Origin of the sequence: Microbispora sp. NPDC046973 (genome assembly GCF_040644495.1) — a bacterium.
In the GTDB taxonomy this organism is placed as follows: domain Bacteria; phylum Actinomycetota; class Actinomycetes; order Streptosporangiales; family Streptosporangiaceae; genus Microbispora.
The window spans coordinates 575,687-591,855 of the sequence record NZ_JBEYWQ010000001.1 but is presented as its reverse complement, the minus strand read 5'-3'; the positions used below and the strand labels follow the sequence as shown (position 1 = coordinate 591,855).

Here is a 16,169-nt window from a genome sequence, read left to right as displayed (position 1 = left end):
CCCGTGGTGAGTCCTACTTGTCCACCCGGCCCAGCAGCACCTGCGCGTCGCCGCTGATCGGCGCCTGGGCCGAGGTGTCCACCTGCGAGGTGATGTCGATGCCGTTCTTGAGCTGGCTCCACAGGCCGAGGACGGCCGCCGCCTGCGCGACGATGAGCGCGATCCCGCTGCCCGCCGTGCCGAGCCGGTAGACGACGGCCACGGGGGTGAGCCGCGACGCGAGACCGCCCGGGCGGGTCTGGAGGGTCCGCGCGTCCATGAGGACGGCGACGACGGTGAGCACCAGGAACAGCAGCAGCACCCGCACGAGCGAGCCGCGCACGGGGGCCTGGCCGATGACGTTGTTCAGCACGGCGTGGGCCCCCGTCGCCGCGGCGTACGCGAGGACCGGCACGACGCCCTTGAGATAGCCGCGCCTGCCGGGCAGGCGACGCCACAGCGCGCCCAGCACGAAGCCCGCCACCGGCCAGATCAGCAGCCCGCCGATCAGGTCGCCGGCCAGGCCGTAGAACCCACCTGGATCACCGAGCCGGTCGAGCCAGCCGTCGCGCCCCCGGCTGTCGGTGCTCCAGGTGGCCCAGATCAGGAACACGGCGGCGGGCGCGCCCACGTAGGACGCGTACCGGGCGGCGAGCCGCGCGTTCGCCCACCAGGAGACGCCCGGGCCGCGCGACAGCGCCACGTCGAGCGGGCTGAGCCCGTCCTCCCTGTCGGGATCGAGGCCGATCTCCATCCGGAGCCTGCGGATGCGGTCGACGACCGGCCCGTTCTCCTTGGTGTGTTCCGCGTCGTCGATCTCCCCCGACGCCCAGCGCCGCCGCAGCCCTTTCTCCCTCTGCTCCAGGTCCCGGTACTCGTCCACGATCATCGCGAGCCGGCGGCGTGACACCCCCGGGTCGGCGACCTCGGCCCGTCGCGTCAGCCGCAGCAGCAGGGGCAGCGCGGCCAGCCCCACGAGCCCGGCGAGCGGGAAGGGCATCCCCGCGTACGTGTTGAGCCACCTGATCGTGCCGACGACGAAAAGGAACACCAGGAGCCACACGGTGGACGGCCCGACCGAGTCCGTACGCCGCCCGTGCAGGCGGAGCAGCAGCAGAAGCAGGAGCACCACCAGCGGCCACATCAGGGAGGAGAGGCCACGCAGCAGGAAATAGGGCGACGCCGCCTCGTCCGGCAGGACGCCCGAGCGCGATCCTGTGACGACCGCGTGGGCCACGTAGGCCAGGGTCAGCAACGCGAGGCCGGGGACGCTCCAGCGCAGCAGGACGCGTACGGCGAGCGGCGTCCTGCCCCGGACGCGGGCGGCGCGGACCGCGATCGCCCATGCCGCCCCGGTGAGCAGCAGCGCGGTCGCCACCGCCGACGCCACCCACAGGGGGCCCCATGGCTCGGCGTACAGGGCTCGTGCGGCCAGGATCCCCAGGCTGCCGGCGACGGCGAGCACCGCGCCGGCGAGCATCGGGCCGCCCCGCCGGAGGCCGGTGCGCCACAGCCCCCATACCGCCAGGCAGAGCGGCGCCCCCACGACGAGGATCGCCAGCGTGTCCAGCACGCCGATCAGGACGGCCAGGAACAACGTGCCGGTGAGCCCACCCGCGACCAGCATCGTCTCCGCCGCCGTGATCATCGCCAGGGCGCCGAGGGTGATCCGGATGAGGACGCGCTCGTCCCGGTCGGCCGAACGCCGATACAGCGGCACGAGCAGCCCGGCCAGCAGCAGGTAGGGCAGCGCGAAGCCCAGGTAGGTCGCGACCAGGAGCACGTTCTGCCCCCGCAGGCCGACCCAGCGCTGGAACGCCTCCCGCGCCGACAACGACAGCGCGACCTCGACGCGCGGCGGTTCGGCGCCGTTCCGCCAGACGTAGGTGCCGCCGGGCAGCACCTCCGACGGCAGGGGCGTCACAGTGCGCACCCGGGACTCCGGCGTCTTGACGACAACGGTCCGCCAGCGCGCCCCGGCCAGCCCGGGCGGCATGGCCCCGAACGCGGGCAGCAGCGCGACGAACCGGGTTCCGCCGGACTCGCGGCTCGACCACAGCCCGGCGGACTCCCCGCCCCCTTGGATGTCGTACAGGTCCAGACGACTCTCCTGCGTGCTCTGGACCACCACTTCGGTGCCGTCGGCCGACATCGTGACGCTCGGCGTGCCGCCGTCCGGCAGCAGGCAGCCGACCGCGCTCCCGCCGCCGAGCAGGGCGGCGGCTCCGGGCCAGTCGCGGGGGACGCCGACCCGCGTCGTGCTCGTCATCACGGTGGTGTCGTGGCCGCGCTCCGCGACGGTCACGGACGTCTCCACCCACGACGAGCGGGGAGGCCCGAACCCGCAGGCCGTGTCGTCCGCGAGCGCCGGACGCGGGTTCAGCGCCAGGAGGCCGAGCACCGCGGCGATGACAAGCGCGGCCTCACCGAGCAGCGCGATGGGCTTCGTTCCGGCATCTGTCGTAAGCCGCCGCACAACCGACCTCCCGTACGCGATCGACCCCCGAAGGATGAGTCGCGCGGAAAGCGGCATTGGTTACGGCCCCTCGCGTATTCAGGGGCCGGACAGGCGGCGCTCGCCCTTCGTCGTGATCACGTAGACCTGCCAGGTGTAGTAGGCGTAGTAGTTCCTGATGTCCCGCTTCATCTGGCGGGCGTGCAGCAGGACCGCGTCGACGTACGCCTGGGAGTGGTTGTAGGCGTACAGCGCGCGCCGGTAGTCGCGGGGCGCGCCCGACGCGTGGAGGTAGTTGGCCGCGGCGAGCAGGGCGTCACCGGTGTCGTCGATGTCGCCGCCCATGCCGTACGCCTTCCAGGTGCCCGGCATGAACTGCATCGGCCCCTTGGCGCCGACGTAGCTCGGCGAGCGCACCCGCCCGAACTTGGTCTCCACGAGCATCACCGCCGCCAGCACCTCCCACTCGACGCCGAACCGGCGCTCGGCGCGCCGGAAGCCGGCGAGCAGGGCGTCGGCGGGCTCCGGCGGCCGGATCTTGATCTTGATCGGCCCGCTGACGGGGTGCGCGAGGGAGAGCAGGTCGCGGATGGCCGTCACGTTGTCCCGCGCCCGCGCGGCCGTCTCCTTCGGCAGCTTTCCGAAGGTGCGGGACGCGACCGCGGGATTGCGGGCGAGATAACGGTAGACGCGCTGCTCGTACAGGGACAGCAGGACCACCGGCTCGGGCGCCTCCCCCTTCGCGGGGTCGCCCGTGCGCCTCCAGTCGTCGATCGCGTCACGCAGCCGCCCCAGCGTACGGGTGAGGGCGCCGGCCAGCCGCTCGGGGTCCTTGGGGACCGCCTCGTCCGGCCCGGGCAGGTCCCGCGCGGACGGCTCCGGCGCCGGCCCCTCCGGACTCGCGGAGGACCGTTGCGACGCGGGCGGGGTCGTGCTCGCGGAGGGAGCGACCGAGGCGGCCTCGCCCGCCGAGCCTCCGCATCCCGCGAGCGGGACGACCAGGGCGGCGAGCGCGGCGGCCAGCAGCGTGCGGCGCGGCAGCGGCGGTGAGATCACGGCAGGCTGATCGTTCATCGTCACCAACGTATGCCCAGCGGTGACGTTCCATGCCCCTCCTCGCGGGTGAAGCGGCACTTCCGCGAGATGGGAACGTTTTACGGCCGCCCCCTTTTTCCCTCTCGTAGAATTCGGTGTTGACTCGCATAGTTATCGCCCAGTAATCGTCGTCACGTGCGACTGCCCCGCGTCAAATTCGAGCACCGGCCTCACCGATACGAGGACGGCACCATTCGCATCGGCGGCGAGATTTACGGGATCGCCGCCGAAATCGCGGACCCGTACGGCTGGGTGTGGACGGCCCTCACGCTGATGGACGGCACCCGTTCTCGCGACGAGATCTCCGAGCGGCTGCGCCTGACCCACCCGGAGCTGCCGGACCCCGCGTCGATCGTCGAGCAACTGACCGCCACCCGCTATGTGGAGGACGCCTCAGCGGTGCCGCCCGCCGGGCTGAGCGAGCGCGAGCTCGACCGCTACAGCAGGAACCACGCGTTCTTCCGCGCGGTCGACGTCGTGCCGCGCGCCCACGGCTGGGAGACCCAGGTCCGGCTGAAGTCCGCGCGGGTCGTGGTGCTCGGCCTGGGCGGCACGGGCTGCCACGCGGCCTGGGCGCTCGCCGCCGTCGGCGTCGGCGCGATCCACTGCGTGGACCCCGACCTGGTCGAGCTGTCCAACCTCAACCGCCAGGTGCTCTACTGCGAGGACGACGTCGGGCGGCCCAAGGCGGAGGCGGCCGTCGCCCGGCTGCGGACGGTCAACTCCGACATCTCCGTCACGGGCGAGCGGCGCCGCATCGGCAGCAGGCGCGAGCTGGACGACCTGATCGCGGGCTACGACGCGCTCGCCCTCTGCGCCGACCGGCCCACCGGGCACGGCATCCGGGTGTGGGCCAACCGTGCCTGCGCCGCCGCGAACATCCCCTGGGCGGGCGGCGGATACAACGGCCCGCTGGTCACCGTGGGGTGCTTCGCGCCGGGAGCGGGCGCCTGCTACGAGTGCCTGAGCAGCGGCGAGGAGGCGCGACGCCGCCCGGGCACGCCCGTGAACCTCGGCGGACCCGGCGTGATCGCCACCTCGGCCGGCGTGTCCGGCCAGCTCGTCGCCCACGCGCTCCTGGGACTCCTGACCGGGGTGCCGGTGCCGCCGGTCGGCACCATCCAGGGGGTCAACCTGATCGCCGCGGACCACCACGTGTGGGTCCGGCATCCGCCCCGCCCCGGCTGCCCGGTGTGCGGAACCCGAGCCGGCGAACCGGAGCACAATTCATTGCGGGGAATGACCGAAATCGACGCCGGCTGAATGAGTGAAAGAAAACTTGACTTTCTCCAGTCAGCGGACGAATCATGAACGGGTTCTCGCGAGAACATCCATGTCCCCTCCGGAGAGAGGAACCGGATGAACACGAACGAGCACGAGGCCGAGCCGGTCGACGAGGCCGGCGTGCCGGCGAAGACGAAGATCACCATCCGGCTGCTCGACAAGATCGAGACCACGACCAGCAGCAACAGCGTCGGCAACTGACCGAGCGCCGGTCGCGGCGTGCGGGGGTGCCCCAGGGGTGACGCAGGGCCGCCGCCCGCACGCCGCGGCCGGCGGGAGCCAGCAGCCGGAACCCGGGGAGGGAAGGGTGACAGACGCCGGCACCGTTTTCGACGACGTACGGCAGGCCGAGGCGCGGGCCCTGCCCGCCGACGCCTACCAGGCCGAGTTCACCGAGGAGTTCGAGCGGGCCCCCGGCGGGGCGTGGAAGCTCGAACGCGCCCAGGAGTTCTTCGAACCCGACGTGGCGAGCTGGCGCGCGATGATGGCCGGCGACTGGGACGGATCGCTCGCCATGCTGGAGGAGCTGCGGGAGCTCCTCGCCGGCTACTACCGGACCCGGCCCACGGCCCGCCGGATCCGCGTCGTGGAGACGCCGCTCACCCCCTATCTCCAGTGGGAGCTGCACGTGCTGGCCGTACGGGCGGCGGCGGGCGAGCGCCCCCGGGTGCTGCACGCGGACGCCGTCCGGGAGCTGGAGCACACCGCGCCGCTGCCCGAGATCGTCGTGCTCGGGCCCACCCTGCTCTACGAGGTGCTGTACGACGAGATCGGCGCCCACGTGGGCGCCCGCCGGATCACCGATCCCGCCCTCGTCGGCCCCTGCCTGGCGGCGATCAAGGAGCTCTACGCCCGGGGAGAGGACGTGCGGACGTACGTCGAGCGGGAGGTCGCCCCGCTGCCGCCGCCCGCGATCCCCGCCAGGACACGCGACCTCCTGCCGGGCTACTCGCACCACACCGGGACCTTCCGCCCCTGACTTCGCGCCTGGAGGCCCACGTTGGGAGATCCGGCCCTGGTCCGGCTGCGCGATCTCGCGTTCCGGCAGGACGGCGCCCAGTGGATCGTCGGGCGCCCGGACGGGGACGCGTTCGTCGCGGTGCCCTATGAGGGGATGCGGGCCATCAGGCTGCTGTCGGCGGGCGCCACGGTCGAGGAGACGGAACGGCGGCTGCGTGCCGAGACCGGCGCCGATCTCGACGTCCGCGGCTTCGTCCGCGCCCTGGGCGAGCTGGGCTTCCTGGAGGAGCCCGGCGGGCCGGCCGCCGCCCCCGCCGCGCCCCCGACCTTTCCATGGCTGCGCCCCGGGCACGTGCGGTGGACGCTGCATCCGCTGCTCCACCTGCTGGTCGCCGGCCTGATCGCCGCCGGGATCGCGACGGCGGTGATGCGGCGGGAGACGCTGCCCGGCTGGCGCGACCTGCTGTGGAGCGAGCGGGGCACGCTCGTGCTCGCGTCGCAGATCGCCGTCGGCTGGGCGTTGATCTTCCTGCACGAGATGGCCCACCTGGCGACCGCCAGGGCCGCCGGGGTGCCGGGCAGGATCCGGCTCGGCACCCGGCTGCAGTTCCTGGCCGTCCAGACCGAGGTGTCCGGCGTGTGGCTGGCCGCGCGGCGCGTCCGCCTGACGGTCTACCTCGCCGGGATGGCGACGGACGCGGCGGCCTGTTCGGCCGCGCTCCTCCTGACCGCCGCCTTCGGGCGCCATCCCGGGCTGTCGCTGGTCGCGCTGACCTCGCTCGGCATGCTGGCCACGCAGTTCCTCGTGTTCATGCGCACCGACGTCTACTTCCTGCTGCAGGACCTGACCGGGTGCCGCAACATGTACGGCGACGCCTCCGCCTACGCCCGTCACCTGGTGCTGCGGCTGCTGCGCCGCCCCTCCCCCGACCCGCTCGCCGGGCTGCCGCGCCGCGAGCGCCGCGCCCTCCGGGCGTACGCCCTGCTGCTGGTGGCGGGCACCGCGGCCTGCCTGGGGGTGGCGTTCGCGGTGACGGTGCCGGCGACGATGACGCTGCTCTGCCGGGCCGTAGGCGCGCTCGCCGTCCCCGCCGGCCCGCTCGCGGAGCTGGACGCCGTGGCGGTGCTGCTGTCCGCGGTCGCGTTCCAGGTGCTCTGGGCGCGGGCGTGGTGGCGCAGGCACGGCCCGCGCGTACGGCGCGCGCTGCGCCGGGGAGCAGAACGAGCCGCCGATCAGGACCGTGCGTAGGAGCCGGTCGTCAGCTCCTCGATCAGCCCCGGCCCCGCGGGATTCCAGCCGTACAGCCGCCGGGCACGCGAGGCGTCCATCGGCGACGAACGGGTGAGCACGCCGACGGCCGGCCCCATCGCGGCGACCGCCTGCTCCGGCGTGAGCGACACGGCCCGGGCGCCGGTCAGGCCGGCGACGGCCTCGGCGATCCCCCGGATCGGGGTCCGCTTGGCCGAGGCGGCGTTGACGACGACCCCGGGCTCGCGGCGCTCCAGCGCGGCGACGTACAGCGCCGCGAGGTCGTCGACGTGCACCGACGACCACTCGTTGGCGCCGTCGCCGATGTAGGGCACCATCCCGTTCTGCCTGCCGGCGGCGATGAGCCCCTGGAGCAGGCCCGACCCGCCGCGCCCGTAGACCAGCGCCGCACGGATCACCGTGCCCGCCACGTGGCCGGCCGCCAGGACCTGCCGCTCGCCGAGGACCTTGTAGGGCTGTGGCGACGTCTCGGGGGCGACGGGATGGTCCTCGTCCACGGTCGCGCCCTTCCGGTCCGGGTAGACCAGGCCCGTGCTGGTGTAGACGAACGCGCCGCCGTCGTTCAGCCCGCCCAGCAGCGCCGCGAGGGCCTCGCGCTCGATGTCGCCCATCTCGGGATCGGCGTAGTCGACGGCGGTGTGCACCACGGCGTCGGCCGCGGCGGCCGCGCCGCGCAGGGCGTCGAGGTCCCGCAGGCTGCCGGGCACCGCCTTCGCGCCCAGCCCCTCGACCCGCTCGCGGGCACGGTCGGACCGGGCCAGGGCGACCACCTCGTGCCCGGCCCCGACGAGGCGCCCGGCCACGACTCCGCCGACGTAGCCGCTCGCACCCGTGATGAGGATCCGCATGTTCGTATGCCTTCCGTGAGGTCGGTGACCGGCGGCGCGTCCGTGTGCGCCCCCGGCCGGTGCCAACCCCACCGTCGCCCCGCGCCGTCCCCCGCAACCAGGGACCAGGAGTCCATGGCTGCGCGGGCCGTGCACGCGATTCCCGGCGTACGGTCACAGGCATGGACAAGCATGGCCTGGCGAAGTTCCTGCGTGGCAAGCGTGAGCAGGTCAGCCCCGCCGACGTCGGCCTGCCGGAGGGGCGCCGCCGCCGCACCCCAGGGCTGCGGCGCGAGGAGGTCGCCCAGCTCGCGTACATCTCGGCGGACCACTACACGCGGCTGGAGCAGGCGCGGGGCCGGCACCCGTCACGGCGCGTGCTCGACGCGATCGCCCGCGCCCTGCGCCTGTCGGACCAGGAACGCGCCCACCTGTTCCACCTGGCCGGGGAGCGGGAGGAGAGCCGGTCCGCCGGACCCGTACGCGAGGTGCGGCCGAGCACGCTGAACCTGGTCAACCGGCTGACCGACGCCGCCGCGATCGTCGTGGACGACACCTGCGGCGTGCTGGCCTGGAACCCGCTGGCGGCGGCCCTGTTCGAGGACTTCTCCGCTCTAGCGGGCCAGGAGCGCAACGTCATCCGGCGCTACTTCCTCCACCCCGACCCCGAGCGCCGGCACTACGGCATGGGCAGCCCGGAGCGGTTCGTCGTCACGGCGGTCAGCTACCTGCGCGTCGCCGTCACCCGCTATCCCGGCAGCCGCGAGCTGAAGAGCCTGGTCGAGGAGCTGCTGGCCGGAAGCGAGGACTTCGCCCGCCTGTGGAACTCCCAGCGGTTCCACATCGAGCGCCATCTGCGCCATACCGTACGGCACCCGCGCGTCGGGCCGATCGAGCTGGACTACGACGTGCTGACCGTGCCCGACCAGGAGCAGCAGGTGTTGATCTTCACCGCCGAGCCCGGGTCGCCGGCCTACGAGTCCCTCCAGCTCCTGAAGGTCGTCGGCGCCGAGCGGGTGCCCGCCGACGCCTGACGGGCCCTCCTCTCCCTCGATGTATAACATTCTGTACACGAGGTCAAAGATTCGCTACCTTGGTGATGTCAAAGATTTTGTACATCGGAAGGTGCCGATCATGACTCACGTGGAAAAGCGCGCCTGGATCAGGCTCGTCGTCGCGGTGCTCGCCTACGCGGCGTACGTCGTCGCCGTCCTCAGACGGGCGGACGGAGGCCCGTTACCCGACGTGCCGTACACCGCCGCCCTCCTGTGGTCGGTCGGCGGGGCCATCGTCGCGTCGATCGCGGCCGAGATCGGGATGTCGATCGTCAACCCCCGGGCCTCGCGGGTCGTCGACGTCCGCGACAGGGAGATCGGGCGGCTCGGCGACCACACCGGTCAGGCGTTCGTCGTCATCGGCGCGCTCGCGGCGATGCTCATGGCCATGGCCGGGTGGGACCGGTTCTGGATCGCGAACGTGGTCTACCTCTGCTTCGTGCTGTCGGCGGTCCTCGGCGGAATCACCAAGATCATCGTTTATCGCAGGAGCCTTCCGGAGTGGTGAAACCCACACGCGTGACCAACCGCATCCGCGCGCTGCGGTTCGCCCACGACGAGATGACCCAGGCCGAACTCGCCGAACGCATCGGCGTGACCAGGCAGACCCTCATCGCCATCGAACAGGGGCGATACTCGCCGTCCCTGGAGATGGCATTCCGGATCGCCCGCGTGTTCGGCGTTCCGCTCGACGACGTGTTCCAGTACCCCGACCTCCCGGAAGGAACGCCATGAAAGCCATCGTCCAGGATGCGTACGGCCCGGTGGACGTGCTCCGCCTGAGCGACGTCGACCGCCCCTCGATCGGCGACGAGGAGGTGCTCGTCGAGGTCCGCGCCGCCGCCGTGGATCCGGGCGTGTGGGTCCTCATGACCGGCCGTCCGTACCTCATGCGCCTCGCGGGCTTCGGGCTGCGCCGGCCCAAGGTCGCGATCCGGGGTCGCGACGTGGCCGGGGTGGTGAGGGCCGTCGGCGCCCGCGTCACCCGCTTCCGGCCCGGCCAGGAGGTGTACGGCACCTGCGAGAGCGGCTCGTACGCCGAGTTCGCGAGCGCGCGGCAGAGCAGGCTCGCGCCGAAGCCGGCCGGCCTCACGTTCGAGCAGGCCGCCGCGGTACCCGTCTCGGGCATGACGGCGCTGCAGGCCGTCCGCGACGTCGCCCGCGTCCGGCCGGGACAGCGGGCGCTGGTGATCGGCGCGGCGGGGGGCGTGGGGTCGTTCGCCGTGCAGATCGCCAAGGCGTACGGCGCGAGCGTCACCGGCGTGTGCTCGGCCGCGAAGGCCGGGCTCGTCCGGTCGCTCGGCGCGGGCGACGTCATCGACTACGCCCGTGAGGAGATCGACCGCGACGGCGCACGCTACGACGTCGTCGTCGACACCGCGGGAAACCGGCCGCTGTCCCTGCTGCGCCGCGCCCTGACCCCGCGCGGGACGCTGGTGATCGTCGGCGGCGGGCACGCCGCGTACCGCTTCACCGGGGGCATGGGACGCACGTTCCGGGCGCCCCTGCTGTCGATGTTCGTCGGTCAGCGGCTGCGCCCGGTGATGAGCAGGGAGCGCGCCGAGCACCTGGAGGAACTCGCGCGACTCGTCGAGTCGGGCGCGGTCGCCCCCGTGATCGACCGCGCCTATCCGCTGGGCGAAGCGCCCGACGCGATCCGCCGTCTCATCGAAGGACACCCCGCCGGCAAGGTTGTCGTCACCGTGTGACCACCCTCAGAAAGTCAGGGGGATCCGGCGGGCGCGGACCGTGCGGTGACTGATCCGCCAGCCGTGGTCGCCACGCACGAGCGTGTCCTCGTAGGTCACACTGCCCGTGGTCCCGTCGGCGTTGACCCCCATGCCCTTGGAGATCGCTCGTGCCCGGCCGTCCGCCGCCTCGGTGACGACGATGTTGGTGACGTGATGGGCGACGGGGTTCGCCTCGCCCAGGGCGAGCGCGGCGTCGCGCAGCGCCGCGAGCCCCACGATCACCCCGCCGCCGAGATCACCGACGTCGTAGACCACGTCCGGCACGAACACCTCGCCCAGGCCGTCGAAGTCGCCGCTGTCCGTGAGATGGCCGTGCAGGTTGATCAGGTCCGTGATGGCCGTGCGGTCGCCGGCAGTCAGCGTCATCGTCCTCCGCCGTTCATCGAAGTGGGGAACTCCCCGGTTAGAGCTGTTACCGTAAACGGGGAACTCCCCGGATAGCAAGAGAAGGGAGTGCGGATGACCTCGAGTGGTCCCGAGCCCGCGCCGCCCGGCCGTACGCGCAGGGCGGACGCCTCGCGCAACGCCGCCCTGCTGCTCGCCGCCGCACGCGAGCTCGTCGCGGAGTCGGGGCCCGAGGTCGCGCTGGACGAGGTGGCGCGGCGGGCAGGCGTCGGCAACGCGACCCTGTATCGGCACTTCCCCACCCGCGCCGACCTGCTCGTCGCCGTGTACGCGGACGAGGTGGCGGAGTTGTGCCGCCGGGGGGCCGACCTGCCGGCCGGCCCCTCCCCGGCCGACGCGCTCTTCTCCTGGCTGGACGCGTTCGTCGTGCACGTCGCGACGAAGCGGCCGCTCGCCCTCGCGGCCACGGAAGGCCCCACCGGCCGTCGTAGCGCGTTGTTCGACCAGTGGCACGCCTCGATCCGCGCCGCCGCGTCCGGCCTGCTGCAGCGGGCGCAGGACGCCGGCGCCGTACGGCCCGGGCTCACCGTGACCGACCTGCTGGCCCTCGCCGGCGGCGCGGCACTCACCGGAACCGACGTGGCCCACGCCCGGCGGCTCACCGCGCTCCTGCGCCACGGCCTGGAGACCGGCGCCTGAGGAGAGCCCGTCTCCGCGAGGGAACGGCCAACAGCTCGGTCGCGTCCCGGGCGATCGGGCCGGGTCTGGCTAAAGTGATATCACTTTGCTAGTGTCGTGCTAGACACCGAGGAGAAGACATGACAGACCTGCAGATCGCCGTCGACATGCCGGCCCCCCAGACCCACGAGCGGGCGGCGCGAGCGGCCACGGGGTGGCCGATGCTGGTCCTGGCCCTGCTCGGCCTGCTGAGCCCGGCCGCGCTGGTCCCGATCGGAGCCGGCCTCGCGGCCGACGGCAGCGGCGGCCCGGGAGCCGCTCTGATCGTCGCCGGGGCGCTGCTCTTCCTGGCGGCCCTCGTCGTCCTGACCGGCCTTACCGCGGTCGCCCCCGGTGAGGCGCGGGTGATCCAGCTACTCGGCCGTTACGTGGGCACGGTCCGCACGCCCGGCCTCCGGTTCGTGGTGCCCTTCACCCAGAAGCGCCGGGTGTCGACCCGGATCCGCAACCACGAGACCGACATCACCAAGGTCAACGACGCCGACGGCAACCCGATCGAGATGGCCGCCGTGGTGGTCTGGCAGGTCGAGGACACGGCGAAGGCCGTCTTCGAAGTCGACGACTTCGTGGAGTTCGTCGCCTTCCAGACCGAGACCGCGGTGCGTCACATCGCCGGCAGCTACCCGTACGACGGGCACGACGACATGCTGTCCCTGCGTCAGAACGCGGACGAGATCACCGGCCGCCTGTCGGCCGAGATCCAGGCCCGGGTGGCGTCGGCGGGAGTCAAGGTCATCGAATCGCGCATCACCCGCCTGGCGTACGCCCCGGAGATCGCGCAGGCGATGCTGCGCCGCCAGCAGGCCGGAGCGGTCGTCGCGGCCCGTCAGCGGATCGTGGACGGCGCCGTCGGCATGGTCGAGGCCGCCCTGTCCCGCCTCGACGAGAACGACGTGATCGAACTCGACGAGGAGCGCAAGGCCACCATGGTCAGCAACCTGCTCGTCGTCCTGTGCGGCGACCGCGACGTGCAGCCCGTGGTGAACACCGGCTCCCTGTACCACTAGACCGTGGCGACAGAAAGAAAGAGCATCCTGTTGCGGCTGGATCCGGCGGTGCACGACGCGCTGGCCCGCTGGGCCGGCGACGAGCTGCGCAGCACCAACGCCCAGATCGAGTTCCTGCTGCGCCGGGCCCTGTCGGAGGCGGGACGGCTCCCGGGCGACGCCGGCCGCATCCCCCGGCGTGGCCGGCCCCCGAAGAAGACGCCGCCTCCGGAGGCTCCCCCCGCCGATCCACCCGACGACCGAGAGGAGGGCAGTCCGTGGACGTCCCCGGCTCCCTGACGGCCCAGCTCTACCTGCTGGCCTACGACCCCCGTAAGGAGCGGGTGGTGACGAACTACCGCCTCCCCTATCTGCTGCGCGCGGCCGCGCTCACCGACCTGTTGCTCGCCGGCCGGATCGCCGACGACGGAGGCAAGGTGCGCGTGGTGTCGGAGGCCCGGCTCGCCGACCCGGTCCTCGACGGCCTGCTGCGCCAGATCGCCGGGTCAGGGCCCCGGCCCTGGCGGCACTGGATCGGCAAGGACGGCCGCGCGACGGTCCGGGCGGTCCGCGACGAACTGGAGACGGGCCGCTGGGTCAGGGTCGAGCTGCGCCAGCCGTTCCTGATCTTCAACAGGAGTCATGTGCGCGTACGCGACACGCGTGTGGTGAAACGACTCACGACGCAGGTCGCCGCCGCTCTCACCGGCCCGGTCTCGCGGGTCGGGGACCGCGAGGCCGCCCTCGTCGGGCTGGCCGCCGCGGGAGAGCTCGGGACGGTCCTCCCGCGAGCCAGACGACGGGCGCACAAGCAGCGCATCGCCCTGCTGTCCGAACGCGGCGGCCCGGCGGCGCCGGCCCTGCGCAAGGTCATCCAGCAGGTTCGCGCCGCGAGCAGCGGCTGATCCCGGGACAGCCCTCGCGTACGGTGCCCGGCCGCGGCCGGGCACCGGCGCCGCCGGGCCGGTTCACCTGCCGCAGGTGCGGAGCATGTTGAGCAGGGCGACCTTCTCCGCGCGGGTCACCAGGAGCCGGTAGTGGTGCTTCACCGTGATCCACGAGGTCGCGTAGCGGCACCAGTAGGCACGGCGCGGCGGACGCCAGCTCTGCGGTCCCTGGCCTCCCTTGGCCATGTTGACCGAATGGCTCACCACGACCAGCTCCGGGCGGCTGAGATCGTTGGCGAACGCGCGCCGCTTCGCCTGGCTCCATCTCTTGGCGCCCGAGCGCCAGGCGTACGCCAGGGGAACGACGTGGTCGACGTCGACCTGCTTCACACTCTTCAGCACCTTGCCGTCGTACGGGCTGCGCCACAGGCCCTTCACGGCCTGGCACGTCCCGTTCCTGCGTACGCCCCGGCCCTGGCGGGCGAGGATCACCTCCCGCGCGTCGCACTCGCCCTTGTGGTGCGCCCATCGCGGCTGGAACCGCCGATGGCTGTACCCCCGAAGCGACAACGGCTTGGCGACCTTCAGCTGCGCCAGCATGCGGCGGGCCGGCGCCCCGGCGTCCGCCTGACGGCGAGCGTCGGCCGCGGCCTGCGGGGCGATCGCGGCAGCGGCGATCGGGAGGACCACAAGGGACAGTACGGCGACCTGGAGGGTGCGGCTTATGGAGATCATGCTTCCAGCCATACCAGTCCCTCCCCACTCGCCGTGACGATATGCGGGCACAGGGCGATCCACGGGTGGGAATGTCCGGCGATCGCGGGTGGTTGCAAGGCGACGGAAGTTGAAGATTCAATTAGGAGGGCGGCCATGCCCGCTGTCACCGCCGACACCCTGACGCTGCCACGAGTCACCGCACCGGATCCGGCCGTCACGGCACCACGCCCCGTTCGGTCGGTGACGACCGCGCCCAGCGGCTTCGAGGGCGAGGGCTTCCCCGTACGGCGCGCGTTCGCCGGGGTGCCGCAGTCGATGCTGGACCCGTTCATCCACATGGACCAGATGGGCGAGGTCGAGTACGCCCCCGGAGAGCCGAAGGGCACGCCGTGGCACCCCCACCGCGGCTTCGAGACCGTCACCTACATCATCGACGGCGTCTTCGAGCACCAGGACTCCAACGGAGGCGGCGGCACCATTACCAACGGCGACACCCAGTGGATGACCGCGGGAGCCGGCCTGCTGCACATCGAGAAGCCGCCGGAGCACCTGGTGGTCTCGGGTGGGCTCTTCCACGGCATCCAGCTGTGGGTGAACCTCCCTCGTGCGAACAAGTTCCACCTGCCCCGCTACCAGGACATCCGGGGGCGGGAGGCGGCGCTGCTCGCCTCGGCCGACGGCGGCGCGCTGCTGCGGGTGATCGCCGGCGAGCTGGACGGACACGCCGGCCCGGGCGTCACGTTCACCCCGATCACGATGGTGCACGCGACCGTCAGCCCCGGCGCCCGGCTCGACCTGCCGTGGAACCCCGAGTTCAACGCCCTCGCCTACGTCCTGGCCGGTCAGGGCTCCGTGGGCGGCGAGCGGCGGCCGGTCCGCAAGGGGCAGCTCGCCGTCTTCGGCCCGGGCGGGTCGCTGACCCTCGCGGCGGACACCGCCCAGCCCCAGGCGGAGCCCAATCTGGAGGTTCTGCTGCTCGGCGGGCGGCCGATCCGCGAGCCGGTCGCGCACTACGGGCCGTTCGTGATGAACACCCGCGCCGAGATCATCCAGGCGATGGAGGACTACCAGGCGGGCCGCCTGGGCGTCATCCCCGCCGAGCGGGTTCCGCACGCCGACGGACCCCTGACCGCGACGGACTGACACACCCGCCGGAAGGCCGGCCGGGGAGCGCGCCCACCCGCCACCCGGCCGCCTCGGGCGGCGGAGCCACGATTCCCGCCGGTCACCGCGCTGCGAGCCCCGCGCTGATCGTGCGCAGCGCTTCGAGGAGATCACGCGCCGACGGAGCCTGCTCCGGATCGACGAGCCACTGGGCCGCCATTCCGCCGAGCAGTGCCTGGTAGAACGCGCCGACAGCCATCGCCTTGCGTTCGTCCGCGGCCGGATCCAGATGTTCGAAGATCGCCGCCAGGCCCAGCTTCGCCTGCCGGTTGGCGGCCGCGAACGCCTCGCGCAGCTCCGGAAGCCGGTCCATCTGGGCGATGAGCTCGAACTGGATGGCCCACAGCGGTCTCATCCTCGCGAAGGACTCGATGATCCGCGTCCAGGTCGCCTCGAAGCGCTGGGCGGGTGCGCCGTCGAGTGAGGCGTCGGCGGCGAGAGTCTGCTCGATCTCCTTGCCCCATTCCTCCATCGCCTCGATGAGGGCCGCGTCGAGCAGGGCCTTCGTCGATCTGAAGTGATAGCCGATGGCGGCGAGGCTCGTGCCGGCGGCCGCCGCGATGTCACGCGCGGTGGTGCCGGAGTATCCCTTCTCCATCAGGCACCGCTTGGCGCCCGCGAGCAGATCTTCCCGATTTCCCATGCTCAGAGCCTAG

Annotated in this window: 19 protein-coding genes; 13 read left to right on the top strand and 6 right to left on the bottom strand. The window is 72.7% G+C overall.

The annotated features are described in order from the left end of the window. Positions 1–13 precede the first annotated feature (13 nt). Both ABZ860_RS02905 and ABZ860_RS02900 read right to left on the bottom strand, forming a co-directional pair. On the bottom strand, positions 14–2,455 hold the full coding sequence (locus tag ABZ860_RS02905; RefSeq protein WP_357214132.1) for a DUF6185 family protein: 2,442 nt from the start codon (positions 2,453–2,455) through the stop codon (positions 14–16). A gap of 78 nt (positions 2,456–2,533) precedes the next feature. Beyond that, positions 2,534–3,508 carry a lytic murein transglycosylase gene (locus ABZ860_RS02900; RefSeq protein WP_357214130.1) on the bottom strand — a complete coding sequence of 325 codons (975 nt, stop codon included), beginning with the start codon at positions 3,506–3,508 and terminating at the stop codon, positions 2,534–2,536. Positions 3,509–3,664: 156 nt separating this feature from the next. On the opposite strand from ABZ860_RS02900, the gene ABZ860_RS02895 reads away from it, so the two are divergent. From ABZ860_RS02895 to ABZ860_RS02880, 4 genes are all read left to right on the top strand, one after another. Next, positions 3,665–4,792 carry a ThiF family adenylyltransferase gene (locus ABZ860_RS02895; protein ID WP_357214128.1) on the top strand — a complete coding sequence of 376 codons (1,128 nt, stop codon included), beginning with the start codon at positions 3,665–3,667 and terminating at the stop codon, positions 4,790–4,792. A gap of 96 nt (positions 4,793–4,888) precedes the next feature. Beyond that, positions 4,889–5,014 (top strand): hypothetical protein, encoded by a 126-nt coding sequence (locus ABZ860_RS02890; protein ID WP_357214125.1) that lies wholly within the window; start codon positions 4,889–4,891, stop codon positions 5,012–5,014. A 106-nt stretch (positions 5,015–5,120) separates the two neighbouring features. Next, the gene (locus ABZ860_RS02885) at positions 5,121–5,792 is read left to right on the top strand and encodes a DUF6879 family protein (RefSeq protein ID WP_357214123.1); all 672 of its coding nucleotides are present in this window, start codon (positions 5,121–5,123) and stop codon (positions 5,790–5,792) included. A 21-nt stretch (positions 5,793–5,813) separates the two neighbouring features. Next, entirely contained in the window at positions 5,814–7,022 is a 1,209-nt protein-coding gene (locus ABZ860_RS02880; RefSeq protein WP_357214121.1) for a hypothetical protein, read from the top strand. On the opposite strand, the gene ABZ860_RS02875 is transcribed toward ABZ860_RS02880, so the two are convergent. Then, the gene (locus ABZ860_RS02875) at positions 7,007–7,891 is read right to left on the bottom strand and encodes an NAD-dependent epimerase/dehydratase family protein (protein WP_357214118.1); all 885 of its coding nucleotides are present in this window, start codon (positions 7,889–7,891) and stop codon (positions 7,007–7,009) included. The two genes, ABZ860_RS02880 and ABZ860_RS02875, sit on opposite strands and share 16 nt — an antisense overlap. Positions 7,892–8,052: 161 nt before the next feature. Between ABZ860_RS02875 and ABZ860_RS02870 the strand changes: the two genes are divergently transcribed. The 4 genes from ABZ860_RS02870 to ABZ860_RS02855 all read left to right on the top strand — a co-directional run bounded on the left by ABZ860_RS02870 (position 8,053) and on the right by ABZ860_RS02855 (position 10,634). Then, positions 8,053–8,904 (top strand): helix-turn-helix transcriptional regulator, encoded by an 852-nt coding sequence (locus tag ABZ860_RS02870; RefSeq protein ID WP_357214115.1) that lies wholly within the window; start codon positions 8,053–8,055, stop codon positions 8,902–8,904. A 100-nt stretch (positions 8,905–9,004) separates the two neighbouring features. After that, on the top strand, positions 9,005–9,433 hold the full coding sequence (locus ABZ860_RS02865; RefSeq protein WP_357214113.1) for a hypothetical protein: 429 nt from the start codon (positions 9,005–9,007) through the stop codon (positions 9,431–9,433). Beyond that, a complete protein-coding gene (locus ABZ860_RS02860) occupies positions 9,427–9,660 on the top strand; it encodes a helix-turn-helix transcriptional regulator (protein ID WP_357054419.1) in 234 nt (77 codons plus the stop codon). The genes ABZ860_RS02865 and ABZ860_RS02860 overlap by 7 nt, the downstream gene beginning before the upstream one ends. Next, complete coding sequence (locus ABZ860_RS02855; RefSeq protein ID WP_357214110.1) at positions 9,657–10,634, top strand: NAD(P)-dependent alcohol dehydrogenase; 978 nt, start codon at positions 9,657–9,659, stop codon at positions 10,632–10,634. Before ABZ860_RS02860 ends, ABZ860_RS02855 begins: the two co-directional genes overlap by 4 nt. Before the next feature lie 6 nt (positions 10,635–10,640). Here the strand turns inward: ABZ860_RS02855 and ABZ860_RS02850 are convergent, their stop codons facing one another. Continuing rightward, positions 10,641–11,042 carry a nuclear transport factor 2 family protein gene (locus tag ABZ860_RS02850; protein ID WP_357214108.1) on the bottom strand — a complete coding sequence of 134 codons (402 nt, stop codon included), beginning with the start codon at positions 11,040–11,042 and terminating at the stop codon, positions 10,641–10,643. Between the two features lie 93 nt (positions 11,043–11,135). Between ABZ860_RS02850 and ABZ860_RS02845 the strand changes: the two genes are divergently transcribed. The 4 genes from ABZ860_RS02845 (at position 11,136) to ABZ860_RS02830 (ending at position 13,650) form a co-directional block, all read left to right on the top strand. Beyond that, positions 11,136–11,720, top strand: coding sequence for a helix-turn-helix domain-containing protein (locus ABZ860_RS02845; protein ID WP_357214105.1), 585 nt, complete (start codon positions 11,136–11,138; stop codon positions 11,718–11,720). Between the two features lie 119 nt (positions 11,721–11,839). After that, positions 11,840–12,766, top strand: coding sequence for an SPFH domain-containing protein (locus tag ABZ860_RS02840; RefSeq protein ID WP_357214103.1), 927 nt, complete (start codon positions 11,840–11,842; stop codon positions 12,764–12,766). 3 nt (positions 12,767–12,769) lie between these two features. After that, on the top strand, positions 12,770–13,045 hold the full coding sequence (locus tag ABZ860_RS02835) for a hypothetical protein (protein WP_357214101.1): 276 nt from the start codon (positions 12,770–12,772) through the stop codon (positions 13,043–13,045). Beyond that, positions 13,024–13,650 (top strand): GPP34 family phosphoprotein, encoded by a 627-nt coding sequence (locus ABZ860_RS02830; protein ID WP_357214098.1) that lies wholly within the window; start codon positions 13,024–13,026, stop codon positions 13,648–13,650. The genes ABZ860_RS02835 and ABZ860_RS02830 overlap by 22 nt, the downstream gene beginning before the upstream one ends. 63 nt (positions 13,651–13,713) lie before the next feature. Here ABZ860_RS02830 and ABZ860_RS02825 read toward each other — a convergent pair whose 3' ends face one another. After that, positions 13,714–14,367, bottom strand: coding sequence for an HNH endonuclease family protein (locus tag ABZ860_RS02825; protein WP_357214095.1), 654 nt, complete (start codon positions 14,365–14,367; stop codon positions 13,714–13,716). Between the two features lie 135 nt (positions 14,368–14,502). Here ABZ860_RS02825 and ABZ860_RS02820 point away from each other — a divergent pair, with 135 nt between their 5' ends. Then, on the top strand, positions 14,503–15,492 hold the full coding sequence (locus ABZ860_RS02820) for a pirin family protein (RefSeq protein ID WP_357214092.1): 990 nt from the start codon (positions 14,503–14,505) through the stop codon (positions 15,490–15,492). Between the two features lie 82 nt (positions 15,493–15,574). On the opposite strand, the gene ABZ860_RS02815 is transcribed toward ABZ860_RS02820, so the two are convergent. Beyond that, positions 15,575–16,156: a TetR/AcrR family transcriptional regulator gene (locus ABZ860_RS02815; protein WP_357214089.1), complete on the bottom strand. Its 582-nt coding sequence runs from the start codon at positions 16,154–16,156 to the stop codon at positions 15,575–15,577. Positions 16,157–16,169: the final 13 nt, after the last annotated feature.

What these genes read in the sequence shown, in the direction of transcription:
- ABZ860_RS02900 (WP_357214130.1), bottom strand. Translation starts at nt 3,508, where the DNA reads ATGAACGATCAGCCTGCCGTGATCTCACCGCCGCTGCCGCGCCGCACG.
- ABZ860_RS02890 (WP_357214125.1), top strand. Translation starts at nt 4,889, where the DNA reads ATGAACACGAACGAGCACGAGGCCGAGCCGGTCGACGAGGCCGGCGTG.
- ABZ860_RS02875 (WP_357214118.1), bottom strand. Translation starts at nt 7,891, where the DNA reads ATGCGGATCCTCATCACGGGTGCGAGCGGCTACGTCGGCGGAGTCGTG.
- ABZ860_RS02870 (WP_357214115.1), top strand. Translation starts at nt 8,053, where the DNA reads ATGGACAAGCATGGCCTGGCGAAGTTCCTGCGTGGCAAGCGTGAGCAG.
- ABZ860_RS02865 (WP_357214113.1), top strand. Translation starts at nt 9,005, where the DNA reads ATGACTCACGTGGAAAAGCGCGCCTGGATCAGGCTCGTCGTCGCGGTG.
- ABZ860_RS02855 (WP_357214110.1), top strand. Translation starts at nt 9,657, where the DNA reads ATGAAAGCCATCGTCCAGGATGCGTACGGCCCGGTGGACGTGCTCCGC.
- ABZ860_RS02850 (WP_357214108.1), bottom strand. Translation starts at nt 11,042, where the DNA reads ATGACGCTGACTGCCGGCGACCGCACGGCCATCACGGACCTGATCAAC.
- ABZ860_RS02845 (WP_357214105.1), top strand. Translation starts at nt 11,136, where the DNA reads ATGACCTCGAGTGGTCCCGAGCCCGCGCCGCCCGGCCGTACGCGCAGG.
- ABZ860_RS02840 (WP_357214103.1), top strand. Translation starts at nt 11,840, where the DNA reads ATGACAGACCTGCAGATCGCCGTCGACATGCCGGCCCCCCAGACCCAC.
- ABZ860_RS02825 (WP_357214095.1), bottom strand. Translation starts at nt 14,367, where the DNA reads ATGATCTCCATAAGCCGCACCCTCCAGGTCGCCGTACTGTCCCTTGTG.
- ABZ860_RS02820 (WP_357214092.1), top strand. Translation starts at nt 14,503, where the DNA reads ATGCCCGCTGTCACCGCCGACACCCTGACGCTGCCACGAGTCACCGCA.
- ABZ860_RS02815 (WP_357214089.1), bottom strand. Translation starts at nt 16,156, where the DNA reads ATGGGAAATCGGGAAGATCTGCTCGCGGGCGCCAAGCGGTGCCTGATG.